The following is a 17139-nucleotide window of genomic DNA, read 5'->3' on the forward strand; positions in this document are numbered from 1 at the left end:
CGCCGCACCGGCCGCCCGTCACGCGGACGAGGCGGCGCCGCGGCGGAACATGCGGGTCGCCGTGATCTCCCCGTGGATGGTCTCCTCGTCCGGTGCCTGGTGCGGCAGCCCCGGGCGCAGGTGCTCCTCCACGCTGATGTACTTCAGCCCCGCCCTCAGGTCGGCGTCGTTGCGCAGCCGGATCACCAGCGGGAACTCGGCGAGGGCCGTGGTGTCGAACAAGCCCGTCGTGTAGAGCAGCTGGACGCCGAGCGCGTCGGAGACGGCCCGCTGGAGCTCCAGCAGGTACGTGGCGTTGGCGCGCCCGATCGGGTTGTCGAGGAACAGCGTGCCCGCGTGCCGCTGCTTGTCGCGGCCCCGGTCGTTGCTGCGCAGCGCCGCCATCGTGCAGTACAGCGCGATCGCCGCGGTGAGCAGCTGGCCGCCGGAGAAGACGTCGCCCATCTGGCCGACCGGCACCCGCTCGGCGCGCAGCACCGCGTCCGGCTTGAGGATCTCCACCGCGATGCCCTTGGGTTCCAGGGCCGCCTGGACCCCGTGCAGCAGCAGTGACATGCCGTCGCGGCGGCCCTCGCCGAAGGAGGCGGTGCTGTTCTTCTTCACGGCCGCGCGGGTGGCCTCGTCGATGACCTCGCCGAGGCGTTCGGTGAGGGTGGCCTGGTCGGGCTCCTCGAAGCGGATGCGCAGGAACTCCTGGCCCGACCACTCCCCCAGGCCCTCGGGGAGCTGGGAGAGCCGCTGGGCGGAGCGCAGGGTGGCCAGGGCGGACTCCACGAGTCCGCGCAGCCGGTCCACGATGCTGTCGCGGTTGCGCTCCAGCTGCGCCAGCTCGTCGGTGAGGACGCGCAGCCGGGGGGCGAAGGCGACCGCCCAGGCCGCCGCGTGCTCGGGCAGGGCGGAGGCGGGCAGTTCGCGGATCTGCTGGCGCGCGGGGGTGCGTACCTGCTCATAGCGGTTGGCGTTGGCGTGCCGGACGAGGGTGTCGCTCGCCTCGCGTACGGCGGACTCGGCGGCCGACAGGTCGGCGGTGCAGGCCCGGAGCGAACGGCGGGCCTCGGCGGCCGACTGGCGGGCCTCCTCCAGGGTGCCGGCGTGCGCGACCGGCTCCTGCTCGTCCTCCTGGTGGGTGTGGTCGCGCAGCAGGTCCCGCAGCAGGGCGGCGGTCTCGTCGAAGCCGCCGGCCCCGTCCTCGGCGGCGCGGTGGGCGCGCAGCAGGTCGGCGTGGGCCGCGCGGGCGGACTCCACGGCGGCGGTGTGCGCGCCGAGCTGGGCGGTGGCGGTGCGCAGCAGGGACTGGGCCTGCTCGACGTCCGCGGGGACCAGTTCCTCGGGCAGCTCGGTGTGCGCACCGCCCTCGGCGGGGGCGTGCCGTTCGGCCTCGCCGCGCAGGCGTCCGAGCTGCTCGCTCGCGGTGGTCGCGCGGGTCTCCAGCATCTGTACGAGGGCCTCGGCGCGCGCGGAGGCGGCCTGCCGGGAGGGGCCGTCGGAGCCGTCGGTGCCCTCGAGGAGCTGGGCGGCGCGGGTGCGGACCTTGTTGGTGAGCCGGTCGAGCTCCGCGAGGGCGGCGCTCTCGTCGCTCTCGGCGCGGGCCTGTTCGGCACGCAGGTCGGCGCCGACGCCCACCTTCTCGTAGAGCTGGGAAGCGGCCCGGTAGGCCTCGCGGAGGTCGGGGAGCGGGGCCTTGCGCGTGCCGTCTCCGGCGGGCAGGGGGTCGGGGGCGCCCGCGATCTCCGCCCGTTCGGCGCGCAGGGCGCGGGCCGTGCGGCGGGCGTCGTCGGCGGCGCGCTGGGCGGCGCGGCGGTCCTCGTCGGCGGCGCGGGCGCGGTCGAGGCAGACCTCGGCGCGGGCCTCGGCCTCGGCGGCCTCCTCGGCGAGTTCGCGGACCTTGGCCTGCCAGCCGGCGCGCTCGCGCAGGCGGTAGGCGAGACCGGCGAGGGCGTCGGCCACCCGGCGGGCGCGCTGGGCGGTGTCCTGGCGCTCGTCGCGGATCCGCGCGGCGTCGGCGGCGGCCTCGTCGGCCTCGGCGCGTACCGTACGGGCCTCCGCGAGCTCGGCGTCGGTCTCCTCGGCGAAGGTACGGGCGGCGGCGGCCTGGCCCGCGAGCTCGGTGAGGCGGCCGGGCGGGCAGCCGGTGCGCCAGGAGGCGAGCCGGGCGGCGAGTTCGCGGTCCGCGGAGAGGCGGGCGGCCAGGTCACGGATCTCGGTGTCGCGGGCGGTGGCCCGGGTGCGCAGCGCCTGGCGCTCCTCGTCGGCGGCGTGCTCGTCGTGCATGGCCGGGTTCGGCGGCACGATGAAGATGCCGGAGGCGCCCGGTGCGTCGGCGGCCCCGGCGGGCGGCACGGGGGCCAGCAGGGCGGCGGCGGTGCCGACGGCGACGGTGGAGCGGGGCAGCAGGGCGGCGCCGGAGAGCACTTCGCGGGCGCGGGCGTGGGTGTCGGGGTCGGTGATGACGACGCCGTCGACGAGTTCGGGGCGGGCCGCGAGGACGGCGGCGTGGTCGGCGGGGTCCACGGACTGGGCGAGGTAGCGCCAGCCGGGGAGGGCCGGGATGCCGTGTTCGCCGAGGTACTCGACGGTGGCGAGGACGTCGGGGCCGGGCGGCAGCAGGCCGCCGTCGCCGAGGGCGCCGAGGATGCGGGAGTCGTCGGCGGCGGCGGTGCGCAGCTCGAACAGCTGGCGTTCCGCCGCGGCGACCCCGTCGGTGAGCAGGACGCGCAGGTCGTCGGCGCCCCGGTCGAGGTCCTCGGGCGTGAGGCCCCCGGCGGGGGCCTCGTGGCCCGCGGCCCGCTCGGGCCGCTCGGGACGGCCGGCGTCCGGGGCGCCCAGGAGGGCTGCCAGCCGCGGGGCTTCGGCGAGCGAGGCGGCGGCCCGGTACTCGGCGCCGTACGCGGCCTCGGCCGCGTCGGCGGCGTCCGCCGCGCGGGCGGCGGTGAGCTCGGCGCGCGATTCCGTCCCGGTGGCGTCGCGGGCGGCCTCGGAGGCGCTGCGGGCGGCCTCGCGGGACTCGTCCCAGGCGGCCACGGCCGTCTTCTCGGCGTCGGACGCGGCCAGCGCGGCCCGCGCCGGGTCGGCGTCGGGGGCGGAGTCGTCGAGCCAGCCGGCCCGCACGGCCTCGTCGGTCTCCTGCTGGACCTCGGCGAGGCGGGCGCGCAGGTGCTCGGCCTCGCTGCGGGCCCGCTGGGCGGCGGTGGCGGCGGCGGTGGCGTCGCGGTGGGCGGCCTCGCCGGTCTCCTGGAGGACGGCGGAACGCTCCTCCTCCTCGTTGGCGGCCCGCTCGCCCTGCTCGGCGGCGGTGTGCAGGGCCCGTACGAGCTCGACGGCGGCGGTGGACCGCGCGGCCAGCGCCGGGGCGGCGTCCCGCTCGGCCTCCAGGATCGCGGCGGCGACCCGGGCGGAGCGGTCGGCTGCGGCGCGGTGGCGCAGCACGTTCTCGGCGGCCTGCCAGGCGGCGTGCAGGGTGCGGGCTTCGAGGAGCTCGCGGCGCTGCGCGGCGGCGGCCTTGTCGGCGACGGTCAGGGCCAGCGAGGCGTGCCGGTAGGCGAGTTCGGCGGAGACGGCGGCGCTGCGGGAGCGTGCGGAGTCGGCGGCGGTGACCGCGTGGGCGGCGCCGGTGACCCGCTGCGCGAGGTCGGCGGCGCGGCCGCGCTCCTCGGTGGCGCGGGCGGACAGCCGCCGGGCGAGGGAGCGCGTGCGGCGTTCGGCGCCGGCGTGGACGTCGCGCAGCCGGGAGCGGCTCTCGGCGGCCTCGACGATCTTGGTGAGGAGGTCCACCGATCCCGCGGTGAACTCCCGTTCGGCCATCAGCTCGGAGCGGCGGCCGAGCTTGTTGCCGAAGCCGTGGACGAGGTCGGCGAGCCCGTCGGTGTCACGGGTGTCGGTGACGGCGCGCAGCAGCAGGTCGGTGAAGTCGGAGTCCTTCTTCACCGCGAAGAGGCCGGCGGCCTCGCCCTCGTCGGCGTTCATCTCGCGCTGGTAGCGGAAGAGTTCGGGGTCGAGGCCCAGCTCGGTGAGGTGCTCGTTCCAGCGGTCGTGGATTTCCTCGAAGTACACCTCGAGGTGCGGGTAGGCCTTGCCGGCCTCGGTGAGGGCGTCGCGGAAGCCCTTCATCGTGCGGCGCCGCCCCTTGGCTCCGGAGACTCCCTCGACGGGCGGGCGCACCGAGGTGGCCTCGGCCACCGGGAGGTTGTCCAGGCCCAGACCCGGGCCGGGGCGGAAGGAGTACCAGGCCTCGGCGAACTTGCGCGGGTCGTTGGAGACTTGGCGCCCGCGCCACTCGCTGACCTTGCCGACGACCACGCACGCGCCGGTCTGCGTGTGCTGCCACTCCAGCGCCACGTGACCGCAGTCGTCGGCGAGCAGGAACTTGCGCAGCACGCCGGAGCTGGCGCCGCCGAGGGTGTTGCGGTGGCCGGGCAGCATCACCGAGAAGATCAGCTTGAGCAGGACGGACTTGCCGCCGCCGTTCTCCAGGAACAGCACGCCGGCGGGCGCGGGGCGGCGCGGCGGCCCGGTGGGCTCGTCCTGGAAGAACTCCGCCTGCGCGGGCGCCGGGTGGGGCACCGGCGCCCCGACTCCGCGCAGGTCGAGCACGGTGTCGGCGTACCGCGCGCCGGCGGGCCCGATGGAGTAGAGGCGGATCCGGGACAGCTCGTACATGGCGGCGGGTTCTCGCGGTCTCTCGTAAGGGTGGGGGTACGGGGATCGGGGCGCGGGCTAGGCGTGGAAGGGCAGCCCGGCGTCGGCGGCGAGCTCCAGGTCGTCGCCCTCGGGCGGCGGCAGGAGGCTGGCGGAGCCGTCGCTGACGGGGACCACCCCGAGGTCCAGGAGCTCGGCCATGGCCGCGCTGCCCGCCATGTCGCGGACCTGGAGCTGGTAGCGGGGGGTGGTGCGGTAGGTGCCTCCGGAGTCGTCCCCGGTGCGCTGGAGGAAGCCGGAGTCGGTGAGGAAGGCGGCGGCCTTGCCGACGATGCCGGTGGTGGAGCCGGCCAGGCGGCGCGCGTCCTTGGTGGCTCCGGTCGCGCTGCGGCGGGCGTAGACCCGCCAGGCGGCCTCCAGGCCGGGCGCGTCGGAGGCCGGGTCGGTGTTCTCGCCGAGCTCCTCCGCGCGCTCCTCCAGCCGGCGGCAGGTCTGCCGGACGAAGGAGTCGACGCCGTTGACGGTGATCCGGCCGATGTAGCCGTCGTCGGCGAGGTCCTCGGGCCGGGGGAAGGCGAGGGCGGCCACGGCGAGGTGCGCGAGACCGTGCAGGAAGCGGTCCGCCGAGTCGGCGGTGGCGCGGCGGGCGTAGTCGCCCATGCGGACGGCGAAGACCGAGTCCTCGTCCGCGGCGACGGCCATGCCGGCGCGGGGGGACACCTCCAGGACGACGAGCCCGAGGCCGGTGGCGACGGCGTCGGCGAGCCGCCCGAAGGCGGTCTCCTCGCGGTAGCGGCGCAGCAGTTCGGCGTACTCGGCGTCGCGGGCGGGCAGCAGCTTGGGCTGCAGCCCGAACGCGACCAGCCGGGCCGCGTCGGCGGCGTCCGCCGGGGTCACGGAGGCGGTCGCCTGTCCCGGTACGGCCGGGACGGCCGACGGCGCGTCGGGCTCGCTCCACGCGGGGTGCTGCTCGGCGTGGTGGTCGCTCACGGGTACTGCCTCTCGTGGTGTGCGGTGGTGCGTGCTGCGGGCGGGGCGGAGCCGGACGGTGGCGCCGGGGCGGGGGCGGGGGCGGGCCCGGCGGAGCCGGACGGGGGCGCCGGGGCGGTGGCGGTCATGCCGCCTCCGTGCGGTCCGCCGTCATGGCCGCCGAGTCGAGCAGGGCGGTTCCGACGATGAGGTCCGCGCCGCCGAATTCGGGGTCGTCGAGCTCGGTGCCGTCGTCGACCGCGAAGAGCAGCCGCTCCTCCCCCTGGCGGTAGGCCGTGCCGACCGCCGGGCTCGCCGCGTGGACGGCCAGCAGGGCGACGAGGTACGGCAGGTCCGGGTCGGAGCGGCGGGCCTCGGCCAGGAGGCCGGACAGCCGGCGCGGGGCGTCGTGCGGAAGCTCCAGGAGCTCCATCGCGGCGGCGAGCTGCTCCTCGCTGAAGCGGCTGTCGTCCGGGGTGGCGATCAGGTCGGGCTCCGGCATCTCCACGCCGAGGTGCTCCCGCTCCACCGGCGGGGTGAGCAGGATCTCCACCAGGTCGGCGACGCGCACCGAGACCGGGGTCCGCAGGCCGGCACCGGACGCGAAGAAGGCGTCCGTGACCCGGGAGGCCTGGGCGAGCGGCAGCGGCAGGACGGGGGCGACGAGCTGCCCGTACAAGTCGATCCCGGAGCGGGCCGCGGGAGCCGCGAAGGCCTGCCGGTCCTGTTCGGCGCGGAACAGCGGGCCCGCGTCCAGCAGCCGGGACTGCAGCTGCGTGTGGCGGCGGATGCAGTCCTTGACGATGTCGACCAGCTCGGCGGCGCGCCGCTTGTTGTCCGGCTCCTCCGCCTCGTCTCGCGCCTTGCGGATGTTGGTCAGGATCGCGTTCTCGTGGCGGTAGCGGTCGGCCACGTGGTCGAGGGCCTCGGCGATCATGTCGGGTACGGTCACCAGCCAGTCCACCGCCCGTACGTTGCGCCGGGTCGCGTCCAGCGTGCGGCGCAGGGTCTCGGCGTACTGGACGGTGCGGTAGCGGGCCTGCTCGGCGGCGAGCTGGGCGTCGGCGAGCCGGCCCCGGCTGATCAGGACCTCCAGTTTGACCTCGGCGGCGATCTGCGCGCTGGTGACGTCCGTGTCGAGGGCGCCGACCAGGACGTTGACGGCTTCGTCCGTCGTGCGCAGGTACACCGCGCCGCCGTACCCGGGAACTTCCTCGATCAGCTTGAAGTCGTAGTCCCGGCGGACGTACACCCCGTCGGGCCCGAACGTGCCGTAGATCGCGCGGAACCCCCGGTCGACGCTGCCGACGTTGATCAGGTTCTCCAGCACCCAGCGGGCCACCCGCTCGTGCTCGGCCGCCGGGCGTCCCGGCGCCTGGGCGGCGACCCTCGGCAGCAGTCTGGCCACTATCTGCTCGTGGTCGGCGCCGGTGTCGAAGTCCATGTTGAGCGTGACCAGGTCGATCGCGGCGAGCGCGACCTCCGCCATCGCGTAGATCCCGTACTCGCCGGCCAGATTGGCCTTGCGTACGTCGAGGTCGTGCAGCGGGGCGGTGCAGGCGAGCGCGCGCAGCCGCCGGGCCAGGCCCTCGTCGGCGGCCGGGCCCGGCGCCGGGGACGGAAGGGTCTTCGCCGTGGCAGGGAAAGTCACGGACAAAGACTAGGCGCTGATACTGACAACATCCCAAACGGGATGGTTCGGCCCGTTCGCTCCCACCGCCGGCGGGACCACCCGGCGGACGGGCGGCCGGACACGCGGCCGGACGGACGGCCGGACGGACGCGGGGCACGGACGCGGGGCACGGAGGACCGGCGGACGGAACCCGCCCTGTTCTACGCTCACCGCATGGCTTCCATGATCACACCGGATTCGCCCGGCCCCGCCGCCCCCGTGATCGACCTCAACGCCGATCTCGGCGAGGGCTTCGGCCGGTGGACGCTGACCGACGACAAGGCCCTGCTGTCCGTCGTCACCAGCGCCAACGTCGCCTGCGGCTTCCACGCGGGCGACCCGTCCATCATGCGCCGCGTCTGCGAGCTGGCGGCGGCCCGCGGGGTGCGGATCGGCGCCCAGGTCTCGTACCGGGACCTCGCGGGCTTCGGCCGCCGGGCCATGGACGTGCCGGCCGACGAGCTGGCCGACGAGATCGCCTACCAGATCGGGGCGCTGGAGGTCTTCGCCCGGGCGGCCGGCTCTGCGGTGTCCTACGTGAAACCGCACGGGGCGCTCTACAACCGCACCGTGCACGACGCCACCCAGGCCGGCGCCGTCGTCTCCGGCGTGCTGCTGGCGGCCGGGCGGCCGGGGCTCCCCGTGCTCGGCCTGCCCGGCTCGCTACTGCTGGCCGCGGCCGAGCACGCCGGGCTGCGGGCCGTCCCGGAGGCCTTCGCCGACCGCGCCTACACCCCGGCGGGCACCCTCGTACCGCGCGCCGAGCCGGGAGCCGTGGTCGACGACCCGGACGCGGTGGTCGTCCGCGCCGTCGCGATGGCCACCGAGCGCGCGGTGACGGCCGCCGACGGATCCCGTGTCCCCGTCCCCGCCCGCTCGCTCTGCCTGCACGGGGACACGCCCGGGGCGGCGGAGCTGGCCCGGCGGGTCCGGACGGCGCTCGGCGCGGCCGGAGTCCGGGTGGAGGCGTTCGCGTGACCGGCGCGGTGAGGACGCTCGCCGTCGGCGCCGACGCGCTGCTGCTGGAGGTGGACACCGCCGAGGAGGTGGCCGCGCTCCACGCGGAGCTGCTGCGCCGCCGGGCGGGGGCCGCGGGGACGGCGGAGGCCGCCGGGACGGCGGGGACGGCAGGGACGGCGGGGAGGGAGGACTCCGCCGGCCTGGAGGGCGTACGGGACATCGTGCCCGCCGCCCGTACCGTCCTGCTCGACGGCGTACGGGACCCGCGCGCCCTCGCGGCCCGCATCTCCCGCTGGACCGTCCCGCCGCTCGCACCGGCCGACGGTCCGCCGCCGGTCACGGTCCCGGTGCGTTACGACGGACCGGACCTGGCCGAGGTGGCCGCGCTGTGGGGAGTGGCTCCCGAGGAGGTCCCCGGCATCGTCGGCGGCATCGGGTTCCGCGTCGCCTTCTGCGGCTTCGCCCCCGGCTTCGGCTACCTGACCGGCCTCCCGCCCCGCTTGCGCCTCCCCCGCCGCGCGACGCCCCGTACGGCCGTCCCGGCCGGGTCACTGGCGCTGGCGGGCGAGTACGCGGGGGTCTATCCGCGCTCCTCCCCCGGCGGCTGGCAGCTGATCGGCTCGACCGACGCGGTCCTGTGGGACCCCTCGCGCGAACCGGCCGCGCTGTTCGCGCCGGGGGTACGGGTGCGGTTCACGGAGGCGGCGGCGTGAGCGGGGGCACGGGGGGCGCCGGAGGCACGGGGGCCGGGGAGTCCGCGGGGTCTGTGGGGTCTACGGGGTCTACGGGGTCTACGGGGTCCGGGCCTACGGGGCTCGTAGGGCGCGGGCAGGCCTCGCATGCCGTCGAGGTGCTCCGGCCGGGCGCGCTGACCACCGTCCAGGACCGGGGCCGGCCCGGGTACGCGCATCTCGGCGTACCCCGCTCGGGCGCCCTCGACGCGGGGGCGCACGCGCTGGCCAACCGCCTGCTAGGCAACCCGCCGGAGGCCGCCACGCTGGAGACGACCCTGGACGGCGTGGGTCTGCGCGCCGTGGGCGGCCCGGTGGTGGTGGCCGTGACGGGAGCGCCGTGTGGTGTACGGGTCTGCGGGCGAGCGGTGCCCTGGGGAGCCCCGGTCCTGCTGCGAGCCGGGGCGGAGCTCGAGGTGGGCCGGGCGGAGTCGGGAGTGCGCAGCTACGTCGCGGTGCGGGGAGGGTTCGCCGTACAGCCGGTCCTGGGCAGCCGCTCGACGGATCTGCTGTCGGGCCTCGGGCCGCCGGTCCTCACGGCGGGGGCGTTGCTGGAGGTGGGGCCGGCCGGTCCGGATCCGGTGGCCGGGACGGACGCCCTGGCGGTGCCGGGCCCGCCCTCGGAACTCGTGCTCCCGCTCCGGCTGGGGCCGCGGACCGACTGGTTCGACCGGGAGTCGGTCACGGACCGGCTGCTGCGCGCGCGGTACCGCGTCTCGGCGGCCTCGAACCGCATCGGCCTGCGCACCGAGGGCCCCCCGCTGTCCCGGGCCCGCGGCGGCGAACTGCCGAGCGAGGGCATGGTGCTGGGCGCGGTCCAGGTCCCCCCGGACGGCCACCCGGTGGTCTTCCTGGCCGACCACCCGGTCACCGGCGGCTACCCGGTCATCGGCGTAGTCCCCCCGGGCCCCGCCCTCGACGCAGCCGCTCAGGCCCGACCGGGGATGGGGGTTCGGTTCGTGGGGGTTCGGGTCGGGGGAGCTCGGTTCGGATGAGCTTGGTTCGGGGGGCGGGGACGTTGACGGTGGGGCGGGGTAGGCCGGGCTGCGGCCTGCCGGGGGCGAGGCCCACCCCACCCCCGCCGAGCCGTCAACGCCCCCGCCCGACCGCAGCGAAGGCCCACCCCACCCCCGCCCTACACCGCCGACTCCGGAGCGATCCTGTTGCGGACCGCCGACTGGACGTCCTCTTCTTCCGCCGGGTCCGCCGCCAGGCGGCGGAGTCGCGGGGTCACTCGGGCGTCCGCCGTCGCCGCGTGGTGGGCGGCGACCTCGCGCGTGGTCTCCTCGCAGTCCCAGAGGCATTCGACCGCGAAGCCCTCCGCGAACGACGGGTCCGTGGCCGCCAGGGCCCGCGCGGCGCGGCCGCGCAGGTGGGACGAGGCCGTCTCGCGGTAGACGTGGCGCAGCACCGGTGCCGCGCAGCCGACCGCGAGCCGGCCGGCTCCGTCGACCAGGGCGAACAGCCGCGCCGCGTCGGGGCCGGCGCCCCGCACCGTGGAGCGCAGGGCTCCGAGCACCAGGCCCGCGTCCTCGGCCCCGCCGCGGGCGGCCAGGATGGCCGCCGCGGCCGCTCCGAGGGCGTCGGGGCGGTGGATCCAGCGCCGGGCCCGCTCGACGGCGCCGGGGCCGCACATGCGCTCGTACGCGGCTACGGCCGGTTCGTCGCCGGCGGCTTCGATGAGGTCCAGTACGGCCGGGTTCTCCGGTTCCGCGAGGACCAGGTGGTGCAGGGCGGTGGCGCGGGCGGCCTCGCCGCAGGCGCCGGCGGCCGCCGCGAGGATCGCGGAGCGGTCCTCCGGCGTGGCCACGGCGGCCAGGCAGCGGGCGGCGGGGACGTGCAGGGGGGTCCCCCGGCTCAGGCCGTCGGCGGCCCAGTCGAAGACGGCCTGGACGCCCCAGCCGGGCTGGGGGCCGCGCGGGGTGAGCTGGCGCTGCCAGCGGTCGAAGGAGCCTTGCTGGCGGGCGGCGCGCAGGCGGGCGGCGTAGGCGGGGGCCTCGGGGTTCTCCTCCCACAGGCGCCAGGGTCTGGGCTCGTAGGCGTCGCGGACGGCGGCGGCGAGCCGCGCCTCACCCTCCGGGGTGGCGGGGAACCGGGCGAGGACGGCGTCGGCCAGCGAGCGCAGGCCCTCGTCGTCGTCGCGCAGGGCGAGCTCGTCGAGGGCCCAGGCCCAGTTGGCGCCCGTGGCGGCGTAGCGGCGCAGCAGCATGAGTGCGTCGTCGCGGCCGTACGAGGCCAGGTGTCCGAGGACGGACAGGGCGAGGCCGGTGCGGCGGTCGTCCTCGTCGTCGAGGTCGTCGACGCCGAAGAGGTGGGTCTCGATCGCGCCCAGGGGGCCGTCGAGATCCAGGTACAGCCGGGCGTAGTACAAGGAGCGGTTCTCGACCTGCCAGTCCTGGCGCGGATCGCCGGCCACGCACCGGTCGAGCGCCGCGAGGGCCTCGGCCCTGGGCGCCGCGAGGGCGTGCAGCGTGCCGTCGCCGCGGCCGCGCTGGAGGAGACCGAGCAGGGTGCCGCTCGGCGCTATGACTGGTTCGAACATGGGAATGGCCTCAAATCAAGCTGGGGACGCAACCGGGAATCAAAATTCACAGGGCCGCGTAACAGCATGTGAGGACGTCCGCCGTCATGTTCCGCTCGATGTAGACCATTGCCTTCTCACTCTCGTCGGTGCTTCGCGGCCAGGGCGGCGGTCCCCCGGCAGGAAGGGAGCCGGACACCCGTTGTGTCCTGCCCGCTCCTGCCCGTCCGCCATGTCCGCGAATCGAATCCGTCGTCATGATGACCCAGTCGGTTTGTGCGCCGCGACCACATTTAAGGCCGCCGTGACCAATCCGTGAGGTCTGGGCCGGTCAGGGACCGGCCAAAAGCGGACTACTTGGCTCCGAAAAGTTCCAGCAGGTCAGCCTTTGCGAACATGCGGGCCGTGTCCACGGCGGAGGGGGTTCCGGCGTTCGGGTCGGCCCCGCCGGCGAGCAGCGCACGGATGACGGCCTCCTCGCCCTTGAAGACGGCCCCGGCGAGCGGGGTCTGGCCGCGGTCGTTGGCGCGGTCGGCCTCGGCGCCGCGGGTGAGCAGGGCCGTGACGGCGTCGGCGTGGCCGTGGTACGCGGCGAGCATGACGAGGGTGTCGCCGCGGTCGTTGGTGAGGTTCGCCGGGACGCCCGCGTCGAGGTAGGCGGCGAGGGTCTCGGTCTCACCCTGACGGGCGAGGTCGAAGATCTTGGTGGCCAGCTCGATGACGTCCTCGTCGGGAGCGTCCGGGGAGGCCTGGGAGCTGCCCTCGACGTGCTCACTCATCGGTCGTACCGCCTTTCACGGGCAGGGGTGCGTACGGCAGCGCGTCCGTACGGGTGAATCGCCAGAGTAGCGCCCGGACCTGCACATGAGCGGAGCGGGCCGAGGCAATGATCACCCTGCGGCCCCCTTGCGGCCTGCCCGCCCGGCACGCCAGCCGGGCTGGGCCGGTCAAGTGAAAATTCTTCATATTCACCCATATGCACCTTTTGTCGCATTGATACTTGCTGTGAGCCTGGAAGAACTGATGGTGACTGTCCCCACCCACCAGGAGAACTCCTCATGGTCCTTTCCATCTCAGGTGTCGTCCTGCTCGGCATCATCTGCTTCCTCTTCTTCAAGAAGGACGGAATGAAGCTGACGCACGCGTTCGTGTGCGCGCTCTTCGGCTTCTTCCTCGCGGGCTCCGCCATCGCCCCCAGCATCACGGCGAGTACGGCGAGCCTCGCGAGCCTTCTCGGCGGGATCAAGCTCTAGCGCCCCGCCCAGGCAACCACCCGAAGCATCCACAACTCCAGGAGACGCCCGTGGTCCGGCGCCCACTTCCCCGCATCCTCAGCAGCGGCACCGTGTCGCTGACCCGGGGCCGCGACTTCGCTCGCACGGCCGCCGACAGCGCCACGGACGTCCTCCATCCGCTCCTCGTCATCGGACGGGGACTGCGCGTCCTGGCCTCGGCCGGGCGGCGCAAGTGGTGCGACACCCCCAAGGACAAGCGTGGTCCCGCACTGTTCCTGGGAGCCGCCTGCGTCCTCGTGGTCGCACTCGTCCCCTACGGCCCCCTCACCGCCCTGCTCACCCTCATGGCGGCGGCGGCCTGGCAGGGACGCGACCGCACCCCGGTGAAGACCGGACCCAGCGATGCCGAGACCGAGCGCCTCGGCTCCCTCTACGAAGCCCTCGTGCCGTACTTCTCCATTCCGGAGGATCCGAGTCCGCTCTTCGCCCACGGCGGGGACTGGGACAAGGCCTTCAGCGGCTACGAGTTCGACGAGGCGGGCCGCGTCACCCGGCTCCACATCCGCTACCCGGCCTACTTCACCGACGGCGAGGCCGCCTCGCGGGCCCGGATCGAGGCACTGCTGCACGCCAAGTCCGGGCGCGGACGGGAGTATCTCTTCGACTGGGACGAGGAGGGCAACCAGCTCGGCCTGAGTGTGCTGGCGGCGCTGCCGACAGGTATCGCCGCCCAGCCCTTCGTGACGTCCCCCGGTGAGACCGTGCTCGGTTTCACCGACGCCGGCGGGGTGCAGCGCACCCTGCCCGTCCTGGAGGCCGACGTACCGCGCGACATGCCGCCGGTCATCTGGCGCACCGGCTCCCGCTCCGCCGAGCCCCACCTGCTGGCCGTCGGCCAGCCCGGCAGCGGAACCTCCACGCTGCTGCGCTCGGTCGCCCTGCAGGCCCTGCGGCACGGGGGCGACGTACTGATCGTGGAGGGCGGCGGCAGCGGCGAGTACTCCTGCCTGTCCGGCCGCGCCGGCGTGCTGGCCGTGGAATGCGGGCTGGCCGGGGCGCTGGCCACCCTGGAATGGGCCGCGCGCGAGACCGAGCGGCGCCTGATCGCCACCCATCGCGCCCGGGAAGCGGGCCGGGCCGCGCCCGAGGACACCCGCCGCCCGCTGTGGATCCTGCTCGACCGGCCCAGCGTGCTGGGCCACCTCGCCGCCGCCGAGGGCGCCCCCGACCCGCTCGCGCAGCTCCAGGTGCCGCTGCGGCACGGGCGCGCCGCGCACGTGACCGTGGTGGTGGCCGAACAGTTCGACCACCTGGAGCTGCTGCACGACTCCGTCTGGCAGCACACCCGGGCCCGGGTCGTCCTGGGGTCCGCCTCGATCCAGCAGATCGCCGACGTGCTGGGACTCCCCCCGCACACCACGCCGACGGCCGTCGCGCCGCCCGGGCGCGGGTACGCCCGGCTCGGCACCGGTCCCGTGCACCGGCTGCAGGTGCCCGCCACCCCGGACCCGTACGACGAGGCCACCCACCCGTCGCACCGGCAGGCGGTACTGGAGCTCCTGCCCGAGCGGCAGGCCCAGCCCAAGGCCGTGCCGGACCACGCCACACCGACGAAGCCGCTGCGCATCCTCCAGCCGGTGCAGCCCCTGCAGCCGTCGCAGGCGGTCCAGCCGGGGCAGCCGCCGGCCCAGGCGCAGGGTCCGTCGATCGACACCCCGGGGATCCCCGAGGTCCCGGTGGACGCCCCCTGAGGAGCGTCAGGCCGAGGGGTGGAGGGCGCCGGGCGCACGGCCCGCGGACCACGCGGCAGGCGGCCCGGCGGCGCTCCTACGCGACGAACGTGCGCGGCGGCTCCGCGCCGCCGCCGCCCGCGCCCGTGCCGACCAGCCGGGCCGCGGCGGCGAGCCGGGCTGCCGCCTCCTCCGCCACCGGGCCGCCGACGGTGAACGGGAGCCGTACGTACCCCTCGAAGGCACCGTCGACCCCGAACCGGGGGCCCGAGGGGACCCGTACGCCGACCCGCTCCCCCACCTCGGCCAGCCGGGAGCCGGAGAGGCCGCCCGCGCGGGCCCACAGCGTCAGGCCGCCGCGCGGTACCTGGAACTCCCAGTCCGGCAGTTCCCGGCGCACGGCCGCCACCAGGGCGTCGCGGTTCTCGCGGGCCTGGTCGCGGCGGATCTCGACGGCCTGCGCCCAGCCGCCTGTGCGCATCAGCCAGTTCACCGCGAGCTGTTCCAGCACGGGGGTGCCGAGGTCGGCGTACGCGCGGGCCGCCACGAGGCTGCGGATGACGTCGGGAGCCGCGCGGACCCAGCCGATGCGCATGCCGGCCCAGAAGGCCTTGCTGGCGGAGCCGACGGTCACGACCGTGGAGCCGGCCGGGTCGAAGGAGCAGACCGGGCGCGGCATCTCCACGGCCGGATCGAGCTGGAGCTCGATCATGGTCTCGTCGGCGACGAGCACGGTGCCGGCCGAGCGGGCGGCCTGCACCATGGCGCGGCGCTGCTCGTCGGAGGCGAGCGCGCCGGTCGGGTTGTGGAAGTCGGCGACGACGTAGGCGAGGCGGGGGGCCGAGTCGCGCAGGACCTGGCGCCAGACGTCCATGTCCCAGCCGGTCAGCCCCTCCGCCATGGCCACGGGCACCAGGCGGACCCCGGCGGCGCGCATGAGCTGGAGGATGTTGGCGTAGGAGGGGGATTCGACGGCGATCCGCTCGCCGCGCCCCGCGAAGAGGCTGCAGATGGCGTCGATGGCGCCCATCGCGCCCGTGGTGACCATGATCTGCTCGGGCATGGTCGGGATGCCGCGCTCGGTGTAGCGGTCGGCGAGCATGCGGCGCAGGGCGGGCAGCCCGGCCGGGTAGTCCCCGTGGGTGTGGGCGTACGGGGGGAGTTCCTCCAGGGCTCCCTGGACGGCCCTGGTGAGCCACGGCTCGGGGGCCGGGAGGGCGGCGCAGCCGAGGTCGATCATCGAGCCGAGGGATTCGGGGGGCAGGGGTTCGAGGCCGCGTGCGGGCGTCGGGTTGCCGGCCGGCACCGAGGTCCAGCTGCCGGCGCCCCGGCGGGACTCCAGGAACCCCTCGCCGCGCAGGGCCTCGTAGGCGGCGGCGACGGTGGTGCGGCTGACGGAGAGCACCACCGCGAGCTCCCGCTCCGCGGGGAGGCGCGCGGCGACGGGAACGCGGCCCTCGAGGACGAGGAGGCGGATGCCGTCGGCGAGGGAGCGGTACGCGGGCAGCTTGCGCGCCCCGGGCACGGCGGCCCGCCCCTGCTGGGAGGTGATGAGCCGGCCGAGCTGTGCGGCGCCTACCGCCGAGGTCCACTGCGCCATGGGTTCCGGTCCACCTTCGTCGAATTGGCCCCCTACCGGCCCCTGGGGTCCGGTATTGGATTGATCCCGCCGGTCCAGACTGTCACGCGGTGGTTCCTTCCGGCCAGGGGGCCCCGTGTGCGGGGGGTCCGCGGCGCCGGGCGGACGGGCCCCGCCCCGGGCGAGGGCCCCGCACGGTCCGCCGGAACCCCGCCGGCGGGCCGTTCACCGGCCGGACACCGGGGCACTCCCGCCCCGGCGGGAACAGGGGGCATACTGCCGCGGTGACGCACGTACGCCTTCGCCATCCCTATCTCGACCACCCCGCTCCGATCCCCTTCGCCCATCGCGGCGGGGCCGCGGACGGGCTGGAGAACACCGCCGCCGCCTTCCGGCGGGCCGCCGACGCGGGGTACCGGTACTTCGAGACCGATGTGCACGCCAGCGCCGACGGCAAGCTGGTCGCCTTCCACGACGCGACCCTGGACCGGGTCACGGACGGCCGCGGCCGCATCCGGGAGCAGCCGTGGAGCCGGATCCGGGAGGCCCGGGCCGGCGGGACCGAGCCGCTGGCGCTCTTCGAGGACCTCCTCGAGGAGTTTCCGCAGGCCCGCTGGAACGTGGACGTCAAGGACGAGTCCGCCCTGCACCCGCTGGTCAATCTGATCGCGCGCGCGAAGGTCTGGGACCGGGTGTGCGTGGGCTCCTTCTCGGAGAGCCGGGTCGCGCGGGCACAGAAGATCGCCGGTCCCCGGCTGGCCACCTCGTACGGGGTGCGCGGCGTGGTCGGGCTGCGGCTGCGCTCGTACGCGATCCCGGCGGCGCTGCGCGCGGGCGCGGTGGCGGCGCAGGTTCCGGAGACGCAGGCGGGCATCCGCGTGGTGGACCGGCGGTTCGTACGCACCGCACACGAACGGGGACTCCAGGTGCACGTGTGGACCGTGAACGAACCGGAACGCATGGAGGCGCTGCTCGACCTCGGTGTCGATGGCATCATGACCGACCGGATCGACATCTTGCGCACGGTGCTGGACCGGCGCGGGGCCTGGGCCTGACCGGCCGCGGGCCTGCGCGCGCACGGTCGGGGGCCGCGGCGGTACGGGGACC

Annotated in this window: 12 protein-coding genes; 6 read left to right on the forward strand and 6 right to left on the reverse strand. The window is 75.8% G+C overall.

Annotated features, from left to right (window positions below):
• Positions 1 to 18: 18 nt before the first annotated feature.
• The 3 genes from ACWF9Z_RS24310 to ACWF9Z_RS24320 all read right to left on the reverse strand — a co-directional run bounded on the left by ACWF9Z_RS24310 (position 19) and on the right by ACWF9Z_RS24320 (position 7261).
• The gene (locus ACWF9Z_RS24310; protein ID WP_453605147.1) at positions 19 to 4656 is read right to left on the reverse strand and encodes a hypothetical protein; all 4638 of its coding nucleotides are present in this window, start codon (positions 4654 to 4656) and stop codon (positions 19 to 21) included.
• 57 nt (positions 4657 to 4713) lie between these two features.
• Positions 4714 to 5625, reverse strand: coding sequence for a hypothetical protein (locus tag ACWF9Z_RS24315; RefSeq protein WP_453605149.1), 912 nt, complete (start codon positions 5623 to 5625; stop codon positions 4714 to 4716).
• Positions 5626 to 5749: 124 nt separating this feature from the next.
• The gene (locus ACWF9Z_RS24320) at positions 5750 to 7261 is read right to left on the reverse strand and encodes a hypothetical protein (protein ID WP_453605151.1); all 1512 of its coding nucleotides are present in this window, start codon (positions 7259 to 7261) and stop codon (positions 5750 to 5752) included.
• A 189-nt stretch (positions 7262 to 7450) separates the two neighbouring features.
• Between ACWF9Z_RS24320 and ACWF9Z_RS24325 the strand changes: the two genes are divergently transcribed.
• From ACWF9Z_RS24325 to ACWF9Z_RS24335, 3 genes are all read left to right on the forward strand, one after another.
• Positions 7451 to 8254: a LamB/YcsF family protein gene (locus ACWF9Z_RS24325; RefSeq protein WP_453605153.1), complete on the forward strand. Its 804-nt coding sequence runs from the start codon at positions 7451 to 7453 to the stop codon at positions 8252 to 8254.
• A gap of 8 nt (positions 8255 to 8262) precedes the next feature.
• Entirely contained in the window at positions 8263 to 8949 is a 687-nt protein-coding gene (locus tag ACWF9Z_RS24330; RefSeq protein ID WP_453605259.1) for a 5-oxoprolinase subunit B family protein, read from the forward strand.
• 137 nt (positions 8950 to 9086) lie between these two features.
• A complete protein-coding gene (locus ACWF9Z_RS24335; RefSeq protein ID WP_453605154.1) occupies positions 9087 to 9962 on the forward strand; it encodes a 5-oxoprolinase subunit C family protein in 876 nt (291 codons plus the stop codon).
• 140 nt (positions 9963 to 10102) lie between these two features.
• Here the strand turns inward: ACWF9Z_RS24335 and ACWF9Z_RS24340 are convergent, their stop codons facing one another.
• Together ACWF9Z_RS24340 and ACWF9Z_RS24345 are read right to left on the reverse strand one after the other, a co-directional pair.
• Entirely contained in the window at positions 10103 to 11509 is a 1407-nt protein-coding gene (locus ACWF9Z_RS24340) for a HEAT repeat domain-containing protein (protein WP_453605156.1), read from the reverse strand.
• 332 nt (positions 11510 to 11841) lie between these two features.
• Positions 11842 to 12267 (reverse strand): ankyrin repeat domain-containing protein, encoded by a 426-nt coding sequence (locus tag ACWF9Z_RS24345; protein WP_453605157.1) that lies wholly within the window; start codon positions 12265 to 12267, stop codon positions 11842 to 11844.
• A gap of 279 nt (positions 12268 to 12546) precedes the next feature.
• On the opposite strand from ACWF9Z_RS24345, the gene ACWF9Z_RS24350 reads away from it, so the two are divergent.
• Positions 12547 to 12741, forward strand: a complete 195-nt coding sequence (locus ACWF9Z_RS24350; protein WP_007262923.1) for a hypothetical protein — start codon at positions 12547 to 12549, stop codon at positions 12739 to 12741.
• A 50-nt stretch (positions 12742 to 12791) separates the two neighbouring features.
• Positions 12792 to 14474: a hypothetical protein gene (locus tag ACWF9Z_RS24355; protein WP_453605159.1), complete on the forward strand. Its 1683-nt coding sequence runs from the start codon at positions 12792 to 12794 to the stop codon at positions 14472 to 14474.
• A gap of 76 nt (positions 14475 to 14550) precedes the next feature.
• Here ACWF9Z_RS24355 and ACWF9Z_RS24360 read toward each other — a convergent pair whose 3' ends face one another.
• Positions 14551 to 16053 carry an SCO1417 family MocR-like transcription factor gene (locus ACWF9Z_RS24360; protein ID WP_453605161.1) on the reverse strand — a complete coding sequence of 501 codons (1503 nt, stop codon included), beginning with the start codon at positions 16051 to 16053 and terminating at the stop codon, positions 14551 to 14553.
• A gap of 263 nt (positions 16054 to 16316) precedes the next feature.
• Between ACWF9Z_RS24360 and ACWF9Z_RS24365 the strand changes: the two genes are divergently transcribed.
• Complete coding sequence (locus ACWF9Z_RS24365; RefSeq protein ID WP_453605162.1) at positions 16317 to 17087, forward strand: glycerophosphodiester phosphodiesterase; 771 nt, start codon at positions 16317 to 16319, stop codon at positions 17085 to 17087.
• Positions 17088 to 17139 lie beyond the last annotated feature (52 nt).

It is taken from the genome of Streptomyces sp. NPDC054961, from assembly GCF_053609145.1.